Annotated in this window: 16 protein-coding genes; 5 read left to right on the forward strand and 11 right to left on the reverse strand. The window is 60.4% G+C overall.

The genetic code is table 11. The annotated features are described in order from the left end of the window. The first annotated feature begins 186 nt into the window (after nt 1–186). Nucleotides 187–1,842 (forward strand): sensor histidine kinase, encoded by a 1,656-nt coding sequence (locus GA0061103_RS15385; protein ID WP_092712502.1) that lies wholly within the window; start codon nt 187–189, stop codon nt 1,840–1,842. 3 nt (nt 1,843–1,845) lie between these two features. Here the strand turns inward: GA0061103_RS15385 and GA0061103_RS15390 are convergent, their stop codons facing one another. The 8 genes from GA0061103_RS15390 to GA0061103_RS15425 form a co-directional block, all read right to left on the reverse strand. Next, nucleotides 1,846–3,102 (reverse strand): RNA polymerase sigma factor, encoded by a 1,257-nt coding sequence (locus GA0061103_RS15390; protein ID WP_092712504.1) that lies wholly within the window; start codon nt 3,100–3,102, stop codon nt 1,846–1,848. Then, complete coding sequence (locus tag GA0061103_RS15395; RefSeq protein ID WP_092712506.1) at nt 3,099–3,503, reverse strand: YciI family protein; 405 nt, start codon at nt 3,501–3,503, stop codon at nt 3,099–3,101. Before GA0061103_RS15395 ends, GA0061103_RS15390 begins: the two co-directional genes overlap by 4 nt. 117 nt (nt 3,504–3,620) lie before the next feature. Continuing rightward, nucleotides 3,621–5,015: an NAD(P)(+) transhydrogenase (Re/Si-specific) subunit beta gene (locus tag GA0061103_RS15400; RefSeq protein ID WP_092712830.1), complete on the reverse strand. Its 1,395-nt coding sequence runs from the start codon at nt 5,013–5,015 to the stop codon at nt 3,621–3,623. A gap of 10 nt (nt 5,016–5,025) precedes the next feature. Then, nucleotides 5,026–5,424 carry an NAD(P) transhydrogenase subunit alpha part 2 gene (locus GA0061103_RS15405; protein WP_092712508.1) on the reverse strand — a complete coding sequence of 133 codons (399 nt, stop codon included), beginning with the start codon at nt 5,422–5,424 and terminating at the stop codon, nt 5,026–5,028. Nucleotide 5,425: 1 nt separating this feature from the next. Beyond that, nucleotides 5,426–6,589 (reverse strand): Re/Si-specific NAD(P)(+) transhydrogenase subunit alpha, encoded by a 1,164-nt coding sequence (locus tag GA0061103_RS15410; RefSeq protein ID WP_092712510.1) that lies wholly within the window; start codon nt 6,587–6,589, stop codon nt 5,426–5,428. Nucleotides 6,590–6,699: 110 nt separating this feature from the next. Next, on the reverse strand, nt 6,700–6,924 hold the full coding sequence (locus GA0061103_RS15415; RefSeq protein WP_041677669.1) for an aa3-type cytochrome c oxidase subunit IV: 225 nt from the start codon (nt 6,922–6,924) through the stop codon (nt 6,700–6,702). A gap of 229 nt (nt 6,925–7,153) precedes the next feature. Next, nucleotides 7,154–9,469, reverse strand: a complete 2,316-nt coding sequence (locus GA0061103_RS15420) for a putative bifunctional diguanylate cyclase/phosphodiesterase (RefSeq protein ID WP_092712512.1) — start codon at nt 9,467–9,469, stop codon at nt 7,154–7,156. A 229-nt stretch (nt 9,470–9,698) separates the two neighbouring features. Beyond that, nucleotides 9,699–10,805 (reverse strand): TRAP transporter substrate-binding protein, encoded by a 1,107-nt coding sequence (locus GA0061103_RS15425; protein ID WP_092712514.1) that lies wholly within the window; start codon nt 10,803–10,805, stop codon nt 9,699–9,701. A 291-nt stretch (nt 10,806–11,096) separates the two neighbouring features. On the opposite strand from GA0061103_RS15425, the gene GA0061103_RS15430 reads away from it, so the two are divergent. Next, nucleotides 11,097–11,885, forward strand: coding sequence for a gamma-glutamyl-gamma-aminobutyrate hydrolase family protein (locus tag GA0061103_RS15430; RefSeq protein WP_092712516.1), 789 nt, complete (start codon nt 11,097–11,099; stop codon nt 11,883–11,885). Here the strand turns inward: GA0061103_RS15430 and GA0061103_RS15435 are convergent, their stop codons facing one another. From GA0061103_RS15435 to GA0061103_RS15445, 3 genes are all read right to left on the reverse strand, one after another. Beyond that, the gene (locus GA0061103_RS15435) at nt 11,886–12,854 is read right to left on the reverse strand and encodes a 2-hydroxyacid dehydrogenase (RefSeq protein ID WP_092712518.1); all 969 of its coding nucleotides are present in this window, start codon (nt 12,852–12,854) and stop codon (nt 11,886–11,888) included. 125 nt (nt 12,855–12,979) lie between these two features. Continuing rightward, nucleotides 12,980–13,999 (reverse strand): LacI family DNA-binding transcriptional regulator, encoded by a 1,020-nt coding sequence (locus GA0061103_RS15440; RefSeq protein WP_092712520.1) that lies wholly within the window; start codon nt 13,997–13,999, stop codon nt 12,980–12,982. Between the two features lie 118 nt (nt 14,000–14,117). Further along, on the reverse strand, nt 14,118–14,630 hold the full coding sequence (locus GA0061103_RS15445) for a MarR family winged helix-turn-helix transcriptional regulator (RefSeq protein WP_092712522.1): 513 nt from the start codon (nt 14,628–14,630) through the stop codon (nt 14,118–14,120). An 86-nt stretch (nt 14,631–14,716) separates the two neighbouring features. On the opposite strand from GA0061103_RS15445, the gene GA0061103_RS15450 reads away from it, so the two are divergent. From GA0061103_RS15450 to GA0061103_RS15460, 3 genes are all read left to right on the forward strand, one after another. Then, a complete protein-coding gene (locus GA0061103_RS15450; protein ID WP_092712524.1) occupies nt 14,717–15,508 on the forward strand; it encodes a creatininase family protein in 792 nt (263 codons plus the stop codon). A 140-nt stretch (nt 15,509–15,648) separates the two neighbouring features. Beyond that, nucleotides 15,649–16,761 (forward strand): CobW family GTP-binding protein, encoded by a 1,113-nt coding sequence (locus GA0061103_RS15455; protein ID WP_092712832.1) that lies wholly within the window; start codon nt 15,649–15,651, stop codon nt 16,759–16,761. Next, nucleotides 16,761–17,750, forward strand: a complete 990-nt coding sequence (locus GA0061103_RS15460; RefSeq protein WP_092712526.1) for a WD40 repeat domain-containing protein — start codon at nt 16,761–16,763, stop codon at nt 17,748–17,750. Before GA0061103_RS15455 ends, GA0061103_RS15460 begins: the two co-directional genes overlap by 1 nt. The last annotated feature ends 73 nt before the right edge of the window (nt 17,751–17,823 follow it).

The raw sequence follows: 17,823 nt of genomic DNA on the forward strand, positions 1-17,823 counted from the left end.
GCTTATGATTTCGCAATAATGACTTTTCAGATGTTGCAAGGAAAATTACCGGGCCCTAACATGGCGCTTCAGGAGCATGTAGCTCGGATCTGGGCACGGGGGCGCTTGGCATGATGACCAATACCATTCTCTTCGCGTTTGCCAGCGCATCGGACCCTCATGGAGGCACGATCGGTTGATCGCCCTATGAGGAAGCCGCATTTTCCGAAAGCGTCGATTGGTGCCTATCTGATCGCCATAGCCCTGGCGATTGCTTTGCCTATTCTCGCCTTCGTCGCGCTGCTTCTGGTCCAACTCGAAGATAATGAACGCGATGCTCTGAAAGGCGACACGGTTCAGGATGCGCAGGCGCTTTCGCGCGTCATCGATCGCCAATTGCAAGACATGGCGACGACGTTGCGCCTCCTGTCTTCCTCGCCGGAACTCGAGCGCAACGACATCGCCACCTTCTTCGCCCGCACGGAAACGGTATTGCGCACCGATTCGCTTTTCGTGCTGCTTATGGAAAAGGATGGCCAGCTCCGGCTGAATACCCGCTGGCCGCTCGGTAAGCCACTCGGCAAGACCGGCAACATCGCCGCGCTTCAATCGGCACTGGACTCCGGCCGCATCGAGGCATCCGATGTCTTCGTGGGCTCGACCGCCCGCCGCTGGGTCTATAACGTCACCTTGCCCCTCGAACATTCGCCGGCCGGCGCCGCTTTGGCGGTAACACAGGATGCGGACGAGCTCGCCAAGCTCGTGACGACGGAAGCCCTGCCACCCGGCTGGTCTGCCGCCGTTCTGGACAAATCCGGCCATGTCGTTGCCGCCGGTGGCCCGACGACCCTCGCCCCGGGTGACGCATTCAATAAGAACATCCTGCCGAAACTGATCGCGTCCAGCGGCGTCTATCAGGATGACAAAGTCCTGCCGAACGCGGTGCTCGGTTATGCGCAAATCTCAGGCTGGTCCTGGAAAGCCGTCGTCTGGGGTCCGATCGCCTCTGCGCAGGCTTCGCTGATGAGCACCTGGCGCTTTCTGATCTATGGCGGTGTGACGCTGTTGCTGATCGCGCTGATCGCCGTCTATGCCCTGGCACGTCAGGTGCGCACCACCATACAGGACATTGCCGACATGGCGGACCGCATGGGCCGCGGCGAGATCGTGGCGCCGATCGACACCAGCGTCATCGAGGCAAACCAGGTGGCTGTTGCGCTTTCCAACGCATCCTTCGACCGCAGCGTCACCGAGGACAGGCTGCATTTCGTCATGCACGAGCTCGTCCACCGCACCAAGAATCTGCTGGCGCTCGCTCAGGCAATGACGCGTCAGCTCGCGCGGCAGACGGACAGCGTCGATACGTTTCAGCGAGCCGTCGCCGACCGGCTGGAAGGCCTGGCGCGCTCGATCGAGGTGCTGACCAGCGAACAATGGTCCGGCGTCTCGCTTCGCCGCGTGATCGACATCCACCTCGCGACTTTCCTGCAGGGACCTCAGCAGCTCGACGTTCTCGGCAATGACTTCCTGCTGAAGCCGGAAGCGGTGCAGAATCTCGGCCTGGTCCTGCACGAGCTTGCCACCAATTCGGTCAAATATGGCGCGCTTTCCGCACCCGAAGGCAAAATCACCATCGAATGGACGAACGAAGCCGCTGCAACCGGCACCATGATTCGCTTCGTCTGGACCGAAAGTGGCGGTCCGCCGGTCAAACCGCCGAGCGATACCGGCTTCGGCACGACCGTCACGAAAACCCATGCCGCGGCATCCTTCAGCGGCCATGTCGAAGTCGATTTCCGCCCGGCTGGCCTCGTCTGGATACTGACCGCACCGCGCAGCATGATGGAACGGCAGCGAAGCTGATGCTTATATCCGAATGACGGAAGCCTCGGCGCGGGCTAAAAGCAGCACGCGCTCCCGCTCGTTACCAGTCAATTCGGCGGCGCGGTAAAATTCCACCCGAGCCTCCTCCATTCGCCCAAGCTTCGCGAGAAGATCGCCCCGCACCGTCGGCAGCAGATGCGATTCCTTCAGGCGCGGCTCGTCCTTGAGCACATCGACGATGGCAAGACCCTGTGGAGCGCCAAATGCCATGCCGACGGCGACCGCCCGATTGATTTCGACGATCGGCGATGGTGCTGCGAGCGCCAATGCCTGATAGTAAGCGGCGATGGCGATCCAGTCGGTATCGGCCGCGGTCGCTGCGCGGGAGTGGCAGGCAGCGATCATCGCCTGCAGCAGATAAGGGCCGGGCATCGTCGTCAGAACCATGGCGCGGCCGAGCTGATCGAGACCGCTGCGGATCAACGACCAATTCCACCGGCTACGGTCCTGATTAAGCAGCAGGATCGGATTGCCCGATCCGTCGACCCGAGCGGCAAAGCGAGACGCCTGCAGCTCCATGAGCGCAACCAGCCCCAACACCTCCGGCTCGTGCGGCATCAGCGCCGCCAGAGAGCGTCCCAGGCGCATGGCTTCGCCGCACAGATCGGCCCGCAGCCAATGCGGCCCCTCCGTTGCGACATAACCCTCGTTGAAGATCAGATAGACCACCTCCAGCACTGCGGCGAGACGTTCCCGCCGCTCCTCGCCGCGTGGCGTCTCGAAAGCAATGCCGGCCTCGCGCAGCGTCCGCTTGGCGCGCACGATGCGCTGGGCAATCGTCGGTTCAGGCAATAGGAACGCGCGACCGATCTCCTGCGTGGACAGTCCGCCCAGCAGCCGCAAGGCAAGCGCCGCGCGTTGCTCGGCCGGCAGCACCGGGTGACAGGCGGTGAAAATCAGCCGCAGCAGATCGTCGTCGATATCTTCATCCAGCATGGACTCGATATCCGGTGTCTCGCGTTCAAGTGCGGCAAAATCGATGGCGAATTCGCGATTCTTGCCGTCGATCAGCGTGGTGCGTCGCAGCCGGTCAAGCGCGCGGTTTTTGGCGACCTGCATCAGCCAGGCAGCCGGGTTGCGCGGCACGCCATCGCGCGGCCAACGCTCGAGGGCCAGCACGAAGGCATCCTGCGCGATCTCCTCGGCAAGGCCGATATCCCGCAGCAGGCGATTCAGCCTGGCGGCGAGCTTTGGCTGCTCGATCCGCCAGACCGCTTCTATGGTACCCGACGTGGTCACCCCCTCAGCTCATCGAAGCCTTCAGCCACCTTCTGCACATCCTCCGGAAATTCGCTGAGTTCGAAGATGCGGCGAACCTCGATGACGTCATCTTCCCCTGCCGGGCAGCGGCGCGCCCACTCGATGGCCTCGTCGCGCGAACGCACGTCGATGACCCAATAGCCGCCCAGCACTTCCTTGACCTCGGCGAACGGACCATCGACGACGGCAGGCTTTCCGCCCTTGAAGCTCACGCGAGCCCCGGAGGACGGCGGATGCAGCCCGTCGAGCGCCAAAAGCACACCGGCCTTCTTCAGCGCCTCATTGTATTTCATCATGGACTCGACGGCTTCCGCACCGGGCATGCTGTCGGAAGCAGCGGAAGCGTAGCCACCGGGGATCATCAGCATCATGAATCGCATGGGTTCTGTCTCCTTGGTTGGTTAGAACATACCACACGACGAACGAGCCTCGGCAGAATCGACGGAGGCTCGAAAAAAGATTCGATTTTTTTGCGAGGCGCTAAAGCAGCCAGACGCTTACTCGTTCATCGCCTTGACGATTTCCTCGGTTACCTTCTTCGCATCGCCGAGCAGCATCATCGTGCCGTCCTTGTAGAAAAGCGTATTGTCGATGCCGGCATAGCCGGAGCCGAGCGAACGTTTGACGAAGAGGCAGGTCTTGGCCTTGTCAACGTCGAGGATCGGCATGCCGTAGATCGGCGATGTCTTGTCGTCTCGCGCCGCCGGATTGGTGACGTCGTTGGCGCCGATGACATAGGCGACATCGGCCTGGGCAAATTCCGAGTTGATGTCTTCGAGCTCGAACACCTCGTCATAAGGCACGTTCGCCTCGGCGAGCAGCACGTTCATATGGCCGGGCATGCGGCCCGCCACAGGGTGGATAGCGTATTTCACCTCGACGCCGTGCGCCTTCAGCCTGTCGGCCATTTCGCGCAGCGCATGCTGGGCCTGTGCCACCGCCATGCCATAGCCGGGAACGATGATGACCTTGGACGCATTCGCCATCAGATAGGCGGCATCCTCGGCCGAACCGAGCTTCACCGTCTTGTCGGAATTGTCGGCCCCACCCGAGGCCGTCTCACCGCCGAAACCGCCGAGAATGACCGAGATGAAGGAGCGGTTCATGCCCTTGCACATGATGTAGGACAGGATCGCACCCGACGACCCGACGAGCGCGCCGGTGATGATGAGCGCGAGATTGCCGAGCGTGAAGCCGATGCCGGCGGCAGCCCAGCCGGAATAGGAATTCAGCATCGACACGACGACGGGCATGTCGGCACCGCCGATCGGCACGATCAACAGCACGCCGAGAAGCAACGACAGCGCGACGATCGCCCAGAAGGCGAGATGGCTCTCGTTCGCCGCCAGGCTGATAATGGAGACCACGATCAGCACAAGCAGGGCAGCATTGATGATGTGTCGGTTCGGCAGCAGGATCGGCTTGCCGGACATGCGCCCATCGAGTTTCAGGAAGGCGATGATCGAACCAGTGAAGGTCAGCGCGCCGATCGCGACGCCGATCGCCATTTCGATGCGCGCTTCCGTGTGGATGGAACCGATACTGCCAATCCCGAAGGAGGACGGCGTATAAAGCGCCGAAGCGGCCACGAGGACGGCTGCAAGACCGACCAGCGAGTGGAAACCGGCCACAAGCTGCGGCATCGACGTCATTGGGATGACGCGCGCAATGTAAGCCCCTGCCCCGCCGCCGATGGCAAGACCGAGGATGATGAGTACGAAGCCGCCGAAGGATGGCGTCGCCAGCACCAGCGTCGTGGCGATGGCGATGCCCATGCCGACCATGCCGTAGAGATTGCCGCGCCGGCTGGTAGCCGGATGCGACAGGCCACGCAGCGCCAGGATGAACAGCACGCCCGAGACGAGATAGAGGAAAGCCGCGATATTGCTCAGCATGCCGCCCTCACTTGTCCTTCTTCTTGTACATCGCCAGCATGCGCTGGGTGACAAGGAAGCCGCCGACGATGTTGACCGAGACGAGCACCAGCGCCACGAAGCCGAAGCCCGTGGCGAGACCGCTCGCTGAAATGCCCACCGCCAACAACGCGCCGACGACGATGACCGAGGAAATGGCGTTCGTGACCGCCATCAGCGGCGTGTGCAGGGCCGGCGTCACCGACCAGACGACGTAATAGCCGACGAAGATCGCAAGAACGAAGATGGCAAGCTGGAAGACGAAGGGATCGATCGCTCCGCCGGTTGCGGCGCTGGCAACCTCGGGCGCCTGTGCCGCGGCGGTCCTGACGGCCGTGACCGCATCGTTCAATTGCTGGAGTGCCTGGTCCATTGCTTGGCTGGCCATCTCAGAGATCTCCCTTCTTGATGGTCGGCTGGTCGGGATCGACGAAATTCGGGTTCACGACCTCGCCGCCGTCGGTCAGCATCGTCGCCTTGATCAGCTCATCGGTGCGATTGAGGCCGAGGCTCTTCGTATCCTTGTCGACCATCGTCTCCAGGAAGGTGACGAGGTTCTTGGCATAGAGGGCCGAGGCGCTGGCCGGGATCCGGCCGGCCATATTGGGATATCCGATCACTCGTACACCCTCGACATCGGCGATCTTGCCGTATTCGGCACCCTCGATATTGCCGCCGCGTTCGACCGCAAGGTCGACGGCAACGGCGCCCGGGCGCATCGCCTTCAGCATGTCGCGCCCGACAAGGCGCGGCGCCGGCCGGCCAGGAATGAGCGCCGTGGTAATGACGATATCCTGCTTGGCGATGTGATCGGCGACAAGCGCCGCCTGCTTCGCCTGATACTCTCTCGACATTTCCTTGGCATAGCCGCCGGCAGTCTCTGCCGCCTTGAACTCTTCGTCCTCGACCGCGACGAATTTTGCGCCGAGCGAAGCGACCTGCTCCTTCGCAGCCGGCCGTACGTCCGTCGCCGAAACGAGCGCACCCAGGCGCCGCGCGGTGGCGATCGCCTGCAGCCCAGCAACGCCGGCGCCCATGACGAAGACCTTTGCCGCCGGCACCGTACCCGCCGCCGTCATCATCATCGGCAGCGCCCGGTCATAGACGGCGGCAGCCTCGATCACGGCCTGATACCCTGCGAGATTGGCCTGCGACGACAGCACGTCCATCGACTGTGCGCGGGTGATGCGCGGCATCAGCTCCATGGCGAAGCTCGTCAGCCCTGCGCGCGCCATCTCGGCAAGAGCGGCTTCGTTGCCATAGGGGTCCATGATGGCGATGACGATGGCGCCGCTCTTGTAGCCGGAGATCTCCTTGCTCGTGGGGCGTCTCACTTTGAGGACGACATCCGCCGCCTTCGCATCCTTGATGGAACCGATCCGGGCGCCGACGGCTTCGTACTCGGTATCCGGAATGCGCGATGAAGTCCCCGCGCCGGCTTCGATCACCACGTCGAAACCCAGGTTCTTCATCTTCTTTAGCGTCTCGACGGAAGCCGCAACACGCGTCTCCTCCGCCACGCTTTCCTTGGCCACGAAAACCAGATTGCTCAACGACGACACCTCGCATCAGACGGCGCCGCTCTTGAATGCGGCGGCGCTGTAGCCTGCAGAATCATGGGAAAGCGCGGGCGATCGGCCCGGCATCGGTCAGCGCTGCAATATCAGCGCAACAGGACGACGCTGGCGATGGTCAGAACGATGAATATCAGAACGCCGCCGAGGAAACCGGCATGACCAAAGAAACCGGCCGCCATGGCGATCAACAACGCGGCAACGATCGCAGACCCGACCTTGGCGCCCGAGATGAAAAGATTATAGGTCTTCTCATGCTCCTTGTAGTCCATGGGAGCGCCCACTTCGGCGGGTCCAGTGTGATGTTCGGCCATTCAGAATTCTCCCCTCAATCCTCTCCGCCGACAGATGATATAGCTGCCAGCTGGAGTTCGTCCTCAAAAGTTGAGGTAACCCGCGAGCGGATACCGCAACCAATTTCCTCCACCGAGGGGTTACACAAAGCGAGGAAAAATGCAATGCACGAGAAGGTCGCAGGCGGGCATAGGATGACGGAATCGCAGGCGGATTTCGAATACGCCCGCATCGAAACGACGACGCCGGCTAGGTCGTGACATCAGACGGCAGGATTCTGCCGGCGCCCGACTGCCGCCGGTTAAGACTGGCCACCCTCTCGAGGACCTGCTCCTGCGGCACCGGAGGCGAAAATACATAGCCTTGGATGATATCCGCCAGGTTCCGCTCGACGACCAGTGCCAGCTGCTCCAGCGTCTCGACGCCTTCGATCACGATATGAAGGCTGAGCGCGCGGGAAAGATCGACGATGCCGCATAGCAGCTTGAAACGGCGGCTATCCGTCGTGATGTCACGAACGAAGGACCGGTCGATCTTCACGACATCCACAGGCAGGGTATCAAGATAGCTGAGGCTGGAAAATCCCGTTCCGAAATCGTCGATCGCAATCGTGATGCCCTTGGCGCGCAGATCGGCGAGGATGGAACGAACGGTCGCCACCTCATCCATCAGGCAGCTTTCAGTAACCTCGAGATGCAGGCGGGACGGCTCCAATCCTGATGCATCAAGCGCCGCCATGACGATTTTGACAATTTCGCCATTGCGCAGATCCTGTGCCGAGAGATTGACGGAAACCGCGAGCGGCGCAGGCCATGAAGCGCAATCCTTGCAGGCCTGATTGACCATGAAGCGGGTTATGCCGGCAACGATGCCCATTTCCTCGGCAACCTGTACGAAAAGATCGGGCGGGATCGAGCCCTTTTCCGGATGAATCCAGCGGGCAAGCGCCTCGCAGCATTCGATGCGGGAGCCATCCGGCGTGAACATCGGCTGATAGACGGCCTGAAGCCCGCCGGTTTCCACCGCCTCGCGCAAGTCATCCTGCAGCTTCTGCCGCTCGACATAGCGCGCATCCATCTCCTGTTCGAAGGCGCTGCAGCCGCCCTTCATCCGCGACTTGGCATCGAAGAGCGCGAGATCGACCTTGATCTGCCACTCCTCCGGGCGGAATTCCCGGCTGGACATGGTCATGTACCCACCGCTGACGGAAATCCGGAAACTGCTGTCTTCGACGCTGTAGGTGCCGGCCATTGCCGCATGCAGGGTACGGATGCGGGCATCAATATCCGGGGCATCGTCTTCATTCGGAAAGAACAGCACGAATTGATCGCCGACAAGACGAGCGGCAATCGCTGCGGTGCCGGCAAGCTGCTTCAGGCGCTCGGCTATGGCGACCAGCAGGCGGTCCCCGGCAACATGCCCCTTGGTATCGTTGACGTGTTTGAAGTCATCGATATCGAGAACCAGAATACCGATGCGGCTTTCCCGCTTGCGTGCAACCAGTCTCTCCTTGACCAGATCCATGAAATATTCGCGGTTCGGCAGCCCCGTCAAAGGGTCGTAGCGCACCATATGCAGGATCTTGCGCTCCGCCCGGATACGCACCGTCACGTCTTCGAAAATCAGGATGACGATCCCGTCGGCGCGGCGACTGGCCGAAAATTCAAGGAACTGATCCTCGTTGAATTGAATGAGCGTTCGCGACAGCGTGCCGCTGACAAGCTGTGCCAGCTGCCGCTGGATGAGTCCGGGCAGCGATCCATCGATGAAGGCGTGACGGGCGCCGTAGCGTAGAACGACATCGAATTCGCAGTCCTTGAGCCGCTGTGGATCGGCAAAATTGAGGAGCTCGCATGCCTTGCGATTGACGACCAGAATGCGGTTCTGGGCATCCAGCATGAACAGCCCGTGCGTCATGCTGTTCAGCGCGGTGTCGAACCTGTCGGCCATCAGCGATATCTCGCGCGAAGCGATGATGTTCCGGTAGAGAAATTCGCGCATGCCATTCGCCATTGCGCGCGTCGTCAGCCCGAACGGAATGAGCATGAGAGACGCGATTGCCTTGTAAGGCTGCTGCAATAGCAGGCAGGCAATGATGATTGGCACGCAGCAGGCCAGAATCTGAAGATCGACCGCCCGAGGCGAACCATAGTTGCGGCCGACGATCGACACCATCGATGCCATCGTGACGGCAATGCAGATGAATTCGGCCAGCGGATTCTGCAGGATGAGGATGGCATAGCCGCTGCCGATGCCGAGGATGGTCGCCGTCGCCGCCGCGCCGATCACATAGCGCGTTTCCCAGCCGGCAATATCGGCGCGCGTAAGATCATTCTTGTCCGCGGCGTCGAACAGCCGGAACAAATGGATGCGTAAGCCAAAGACAACCGCAAACGCCACGCAAAAAGCCAGATAGATGCCGGCATGCGTGCCCAGGAAAACGAGGACATATGTCAGGATGTGAACGAACACGCCCGTGAAGAGCGTTTTGCGGTTTCCGAAAAGCGAACTGACGAACGACAGATAAATATCCGTCGGCACGGTGTCCGGGCTTGGAGGCTTCATTCAGACTTCCCCTGATGCGGCGGACACCCTAGTGGAAACCCTTTAAAATTTACTTGCCCGAACAGAGCCCATTCGGACAGATTTTCCAATCAAAGCGGCAGCTTAAGTTGAAGCTGGATTATGATCAGCACGCACTGACGCAATGATTCCCGGCTCCCCTTGAGACAGATATAATATTTAAATCACTAATAAAGAAAACAATATATCGCAAAAGACTTATGAAATACGATTACAGCTTGCCCGCCCGCTGCTGGATCATCATGAAAGTATCGAAAGTATACTCGGAAAGCTGCATCCAAAGATAGGCATCCTTCTTATAGGCGACATGGTCCTCATAGATGCGCTTGAAATAATCGTTTGACTTGGAGAGATCGGCATAAAGCGCGCTAGCTGCCTGGAAGCAAGCCTCCATGATCTCCTGGCTGAACGGTCTGAGTGTGACCCCCTGCTGCACGATGTCCTTCAGCGCCTGGGGATTTTTGACGTCGTATTTCGCCAGCATATTGGTGTTGGCGAAGGCGCAGGCGTCGCCGAGAATTGCCTGATAGTTCTTCGGCAGGGCGTTCCATTTTTCCAGATTGAAGAAGGCATGCACCACGGCGCCGCCTTCCCACCAACCGGGATAATAATAGTATTTGGCGATCTTCTGCAGGCCGAGTTTCAGGTCGTCATAGGGGCCGACCCATTCGGCCGCATCGACCGTACCCTTGTTCAGCGCATCATAAACGCCGTTGACCGGGATATCCTGCTGCGGCACGACTCCGATCTTCTCGATCACCTTGCCAGCCAGGCCAGCGATGCGCATCTTCAGGCCCTTGAGATCGTCGAGCGTATTGATTTCCTTGCGAAACCAGCCGCCCATCTGCGCGCCGGTGTTGCCTGCGGGAAGCCCTAAGATGCCCTGCGTGGCATAGAACTCGTTCATCAGCTTATTGCCGTTACCCTGATAGAACCAGGCATTGGTCAGCCGGGCATTGAGGCCGAACGGCAGCGCCGTGCCGATGGCGTAGGTCGGATCCTTTTGCCAGAAATAATAGGAGCAGGTATGCGCGGCATCGACGGCGCCGGCGCTGACTGCATCGGCAGCCTGCGCACCAGGCACGATCTCTCCGGCTTCATAGGTCTGGATGACGAAATTGCCGTTCGTCGCGTCGGAGACATGCGCAGCAATATCGTCAGCGCCACCGTAGATCGTGTCCAGGCTCTTGGGAAAGGAAGAGGTCATCTTCCAGGTGATCTTCGGATATTCCTGGGCCAGAGCCGGGCTGGCGAGCGCGGAGGCTGCAGCACCTGCGCCAACGGTCCCTGCCCGTCTTATGAAGGAACGGCGATCCATCGAATTCTCCCATACGGACGGTATTGCTGGGGAACGGCGCGCTCCCAGTCACAGTGCAAGCGATGGAACTAACCATGCCGCACACGGTCTTTCAAGTTTGCTCTCGCACTGCATTATGGCGATTCCTGTACATCGGCGTAACGAGCCGAAACGAAGCCTGGTGAAAACCACTGCGCGTTGCCGGCCAGGCCGTATTCGCGTAAGTTCGTAAGGCGTAAATCCGCCCTCGGATCGACATTATGATCGTCCAGAGGTCCAACGAACGAATGTCTGCAGCCTTCGGAGCCTTGCATGCCCAGACCGATCATCGCCATTCCCGCCGATATCCGTGAGTTCGACGGCACGAGTTGGCATGCGGTGCAGCTGCAATATGTCCGCGCTGCCGTGAAGGCTGCGGGATTGATGGCGCTGATCGTCCCTGCCCTTGAGGATGACAATGATGCCGACGCCATTCTGGACCGGGTCGACGGGCTGCTCGTTTCCGGTTCGGCCACCAATGTGCATCCGTCTCTCTATGGAAAGGAGGCGAAGGACAGCGATGGCCCCTTCGACCCGGCGCGCGACGCGACATCGCTGCCACTCATCCGCCGCGCTATCGAGCGCGCCATTCCCATGCTCGCCATCTGCCGCGGCATTCAGGAGCTGAATGTTGCCCTTGGCGGCACGCTCGCCAGCGAAATCCAGGACCAGCCGGGCATCTGGGATCACCGCAAGCCGCCGAATGTCGATCGGGATACCATGTATTCGATCCGCCAGAGCGTCTTCGTCAAGGATGGCTCCTGCATCGCCCGCGTCATCGGTCCCGGCGAAGTACGCGTCAACTCGCTGCATCGCCAGGCGATCGCCGATACGGCGCCGAGACTGCAGGTGGAAGCACTCGCAGAGGACGGCACGATCGAGGCCGTTTCCGTCATCGGTGCGAAGGCCTTTGCCGTCGGCGTGCAATGGCATCCGGAATATTGGGCCGAGACGGATTCGCCGTCGCTGAAGCTCTTCACCGCCTTCGGCGATGCCGTGCGCGACTATGCTGCGAGCAAGGAGCAGCCCACGACCGCTCCCCATCCGCAGAAGGCTGTCTGATCAGCCGCGCGGCTTGACCGGCGTTTCCGGTACTGGAGTGAGCGGCTGGCCCTTCGCGAACCATTCGATGACGTTGTCGGCGACGAGATCGGCCATGGCATTGCGCGTCGGCACCGAGGCGGAGGCCACGTGCGGCAGCAGCGAAACGTTGGGCAACGAGAGATAGCCCGTGGGGACGTTGGGCTCGTCGTAGAAGACATCTAGGCCAGCGGCGCCCAGCGTACCGTTTCCGAGGGCTGTTATCAGCGCGTCGTCGTCAACGGACCAGCCGCGGCCGACATTGATGAACACGCCATGCGGCCCGAGCGCCGACAGGATCTCGGCATTGATGACCTTGTGCGTCTCGGGCGTCTTCGGCACGATGGAAATCAGCGTATCCACCGACTGCGCCATCTCCTTCAAGGTCGGATAGTAATCATAGGGCAAGGAGTCGCGCGGCGAGCGCGTGTGATAGCCGATCTTCACCTTGAACGGCTCCAGTCTTCTCGCGATTTCCAGGCCGATGCGGCCAAGGCCGTTGATGCCGATGCGGCGTCCCTTCATCGAAAAGGGCGAGAGCGGAAAAGCCCCTTCCTTGACCCAGCGCCCCTCGCGCAGCCAGCTTTCCGCCTTGGGGAACTGCCGCAACGTGTTCAGCAACAGGGCGATCGCGGTATCTGCAACCTCGTCATTCAGGACATCAGGCGTATTGGTGACGACAATGCCCCTGGAGGCCGCATGCTTGACGTCGATTCCGTCATAGCCGACGCCGAAATTGGCGATGACTTCAAGATTCGGAAAGGCATCGATCCAGCCGGCATTGAAGCCACCCGCAACGGCAACACCGCGGATGCGAGCCGCGGTTTCCGCATCGACCTTGGGGCCGCCGTCGCGTTCGACCGAAACGATGTCGAACTGCTTCCCGAGCCTTTCGAGGACACGCGGGTGTATCTTCCCCGGAACGAGGACGGCGATGCGGTTATCGGACATGAATCTTTCCTCTTGAGATACGGTTCGTCGCGACGAAAACAATTCCGGAAAGGTGCGCGGCGGCTTTCCGTCCGGAATCGCGTTAAATCAATGAGAAGAGCGGCTCAGTGAAACGCTGAAACGCTCTAGCGAGCTTTATAGGGCGCCGTGGACTGGCGGATGCGCATTTCCGGCTTGATAAGATGGATACCATCCGGCTCATGGCTTCCCGCTAACCTATCCAAAAGCGCTCGCGCCGCAAGCCTTCCGACCTCGGCCTGACCGTTCCAGACGGTGGTCAGGGCCGGCGTCGCAATCGCGGCCTCCTCCAGATCGTCATAGCCGGTGACGGAAATGTCCCGCCCGGGGACGAGGCCGGCGCGTGAAATGCCGTTCATGAGGCCGATGGCGACCAGATCGTTCCAGCAGACAGCCGCCGTCGGCTTCTGCGGCAACGACAGGAAGTGCACGGCCGCCTCGAAGCCGCCCTGTTTCGAGCGAGCGCCGGGAATGCGCAGATTGGGATCGACCTCGATGCCCGCCTTGCGCAGCGCATTGACATAGCCTTGATAGCGGTCGCGTCCGGTCGATGTCTGATCGGTGCCGCCGATCATCGCGATGGTGCGGTGGCCGAGGCTGATCAGGTGGTTGGTCGCAAGCGAGATGCCGTAGCTGTCGTCGCCGCGAAAGGTCGGCAGATCCAGCGCATCGATCTGACGCGCAACGAGGATGGCCGGCATGCCGTTTTCTTCCGCCAGCTCGAAATCCTCCGGCGGCGTCCCGATCGCCGGCGACATGATGACGCCGTCGCCGCCGAGCTGCAGCAGCGTCTCGATGAAGGTTCGCTGCTTCTCGACCGAATCGTAATGGTTGGAAAGAATGAAGGTGTGGCGGCTGCGGTCGAGCTCGCTTTCGATCGCCTTCAGGATTTCGCCGTAGAAGGGGTTCATGATGTCGTGAACGACGACGCCGATGATGCCCGATCGCGATGTTCTGAGGCTCGCCGCGCGGCGATTGTAGATATAGCCCAGCGCGCGGGCCTGGTCTTTGATCTTCTCGCGGGTGTTGACCGCGACCAACGGGCTATCGCGTAAGGCCAGAGATACCGTTGCCGTTGAAATACCCAGCGTTTCCGCAATCGTAGAAAGCTTTATCTTTTGCGCCACGCGCTCCCTCCCCGTGAAACGCAGCCGTAACATATCCCGTTCGTTTTACGATTCCGGAATTTAAAATCTTTAATTAAAAGCTTTAATCACGCCGCGCAACACGAATTCTTGAGGATTCTCAGATTTCGTCATCATCCTCATCGTCGTCGCCGGCCTGGAGATTATGCTCGATCGTCTTGAGCAGGCGCACGAGCGAGCGAATATCTTTTTCCGAGAAGCCACGGGTCGCAAGCTCATCGCAGCTTGCCGCCGAACTTTCGATTTCGCTGACGCTGTTTCGCCCCGCTTCGGTCAGATAGACCTTGGTCAAGCGGGCATCGTCCGCATCCGGCCGCCGTTCGACGAAACCTTGCGCCTCCATGCGGCCGATCGTGCGCGTCATCGTCGGCGCCTTGACGCCGAGCTTTTGCGCCAGCGTACCCGCCGGAAGACCATCGCTTGCCGCCAGGGCAAGAATGACACCGTCCTGTCCGGCATAGAGGCCACTCGCCGTCAGGCTGCGCGTCATCACCGTGCGCATGGACCGCGCCGCCTGCGTCAATGCCGGCGACAGATCGGCAAGCGTGTAGTCCCGGTGATCCTTCTTCTTACCTGACTTACTTTTCTTCCCGACCTTGTTCTTTTTGCCCATCGTGATTCCGTTGACCTTTTCGCCGCTAAGTCATCACGCTATGACATTGCGCAGGTTACTGACATAAACAAGAGGCACACCCTCAGATGGTGCATCCTTTGCCATGTTTCGATGACAATGATGAAACATTGATGCCTGAAGAGCGAACAAAATGGATCGCGGTGCTGCCGCTTGGCGCTTATGAGCAACACGGCCCGCATTTGCCGTTCGAAACCGACGCACTCATTGCCGAAGGAATCGTCTCACGCCTCAAGGTTGCCTTGCCGGCGAATCTGCCCGTCACCTTCCTTTCCGTCGAACCCGTCGGCTATTCCGTCGAACACATGGATGTCACAGGCACGAAAACATTGACCTTCGACGAAGCGATCGAACGCTGGCTTGCCATAGCTGAGCGGCTAAGCGGGATCGGCATCCGCAAATTCGTCATGCTGAACGCCCATGGTGGCAATTCTCCGTTGATTACCATCGTCGCAACGGAAGCCCGAGTGCGCTTCAACATGCTCGCGGTCGCCACCAGCTGGACGCGTTTCGGCGTGCCGGATGGGCTGATCTCGCCGGACGACAAAGCCATCGACATTCACGGCGGCGATATCGAGACATCGGTGATGCTCGCCCTCCATCCGGAGAAGGTCGACATGTCGAAAGCGGCAAACTTCCCGTCACGACAATCGCAGTTCATCAAGGGCTTCAAGCATCTGCGCGCCTACGGCCCTCACGCCTTCGGCTGGAAGATGTCCGATTTGAGCAGCCAGGGTGTGGCCGGCAACGCGGCCGTGGCCACGGCGAAAAAAGGCGAGCGGCTGATCGCACATGCCGTCAAGGGCCTCATCGAGCTGCTTGAAGATGTCGACAGCTTCGACATGTCGACGCTGTCGTGACCATGCGATCAATCCGCATCTCCGCAACCCAATGTGATCTTATAACATATAAAAGCCTTTGAACTGGCGTCTCCAACTCCTTATATGAAACCCGACCAATGTCTGCTCCCCGGGGCAACCTTCCATATTTCGAGGCTCCCATGACCGAAACAGCCACGCAAAAGCCCGTTCCCGTCACCGTTCTCACCGGCTATCTTGGCGCCGGCAAGACGACGCTGCTGAACCGCATCCTTTCGGAAAATCACGGCAAGAAATACGCCGTCATCGTCAACGAATTCGGCGAGATCGGCATCGACAATGACCTGATCGTCGAATCCGACGAAGAAATCTACGAAATGAACAACGGCTGCGTCTGCTGCACCGTTCGCGGCGACCTGATCCGCGTGGTCGAAGGCCTGATGCGCCGCCCCGGCCGCTTCGACGGCATCATCGTCGAAACGACCGGCCTTGCCGATCCGGTTCCCGTCGCTCAGACCTTTTTCATGGATGACGATGTTCGCGCCAAGACCGAACTCGATGCCGTCGTGGCACTCGTCGACGCCAAGCACCTGCCGCTGCGCCTGAAGGACAGCCGCGAAGCCGAAGACCAGATCGCCTTTGCCGACGTCGTCGTCATCAACAAGTCCGATCTCGTCTCTCCCGAAGAGCTTGCCCAGATCGAGGATATCGTCCGCGCCATCAACCCGGCTGCCCGCGTCTACAAGACGACCCGCTCCGGCGTTGATCTCGCCCGCGTGCTGAACCAGGGCGCCTTCAACCTGGAACGTGCTCTCGAGAGCGATCCGCATTTCCTCGAGCACGGTCATGAGGATCATGTCTGCGGCCCGGATTGCGATCACCACCATCACGACCATGATCACGATCACGATCACCACCATCATCACGACCACGATCATCACCACCATGATCATGATCACGACCATCATCACCATGGCCTGTCGCCGATCCATGACGTCACCGTGCAGTCGGTTTCGCTGCGCGGCGGCGAGATGAATGCGGAACGCTTCTTCCCTTGGATCCAGAAGGTCACGCAGACGCAAGGCCCGAACATCCTGCGCCTGAAGGGCATCATTGCCTTCAAGGACGATCCGGAACGCTACGTCGTTCAGGGCGTGCACATGATCATCGAGGGCGATCATCAGCGTCCCTGGAAGGACGGCGAAAAGCTTGAGAGCCGCCTCGTCTTCATCGGCCGCGAGCTCGACCGCGAAAAGCTGGAAGCAAGCTTCAAGGCTTGCGAGGCGTCTGCCTGATGCCAACTGTCGCTCCGCTTGATATCGACGGCCACGTTCTGGCCGTCGAATTTTTAGGTGACACCCCCTTCTTCGCCAGCGCCGCCGGCGTAGTCCATCGCCTCGAAGGCGGTCAGAAAGTCACCGAAGCCCATCAGGGGATGCTGACCTGCATCCGTGATCCCCATAGCGAAAGCCTGATTTCGGGCGGCGAAGACGGCAAGGTCCTGAGGATCGCAGCCGATGGAAGCACCACGGTGCTTGCCGAAGCGCCGCGCAAATGGATCAGCCAGCTTGCTGCCGGACCGCAAGGCGCCGTCGCCTATTCCTATGGCAAGAGCACCTTCGTGCGGCTCTCCGATGGGACGACGAAAGAGTTTCCGGAAGAGCGCACCGTCGAAGGCATCGGCTTCGCGCCCAAGGGCCTGCGCATTGCCGTTGCCCGCTATAACGGCGTGTCACTGCATTGGGTCGGCATGAGCGCTCAGCCGGTCAATCTCGAATGGAAGGGCGCCCATACGAGCGTCACCTTCTCGCCGGACGGCCAGTTCATCGTCACCACCATGCAGGAAAATGCCCTGCACGGCTGGAAGCTGGATACGAAGCCCGGCGCCGAAGCCCGCCACATGCGCATGACCGGCTATCCCGCCAAGGTGAAGTCGCTCTCCTGGTCGAACAAGGGCAAATGGCTCGCCTCGTCCGGCGCACCGGCCGCGATCGTCTGGCCCTTTCAGGGCAAGGACGGCCCGATGGGCAAGGCCCCGCTCGAGCTTGGTACGCGTGCCAACATCATGGCGACGTCGGTGAAATTCCATCCCGCCGAGGATATCCTCGCCATCGGCTTCATCGACGGCATGATTCTGGCGGTGCGCATCGGCGACGCCAAGGAAGCGCTCTTGCGCCGGCCCGGCAAGGGTGCGATCACCTCGATGAGCTGGAGCAAGTCCGGCAAACTGCTCGCTTTTGCTTCCGAAGCCGGCGATTGCGGCGTCATCGACATTTCGGCCTGAAGCAACCCCAGGAAAAGTGCGCAGCGGTTTTCCGTCCGGAATTGTGTAGAAACAAATAGAGCGGTTGAGCGAT

The sequence above is a fragment of the Martinezella multihospitum genome (assembly GCF_900094585.1).
Classification (GTDB): domain Bacteria; phylum Pseudomonadota; class Alphaproteobacteria; order Rhizobiales; family Rhizobiaceae; genus Rhizobium; species Rhizobium multihospitium.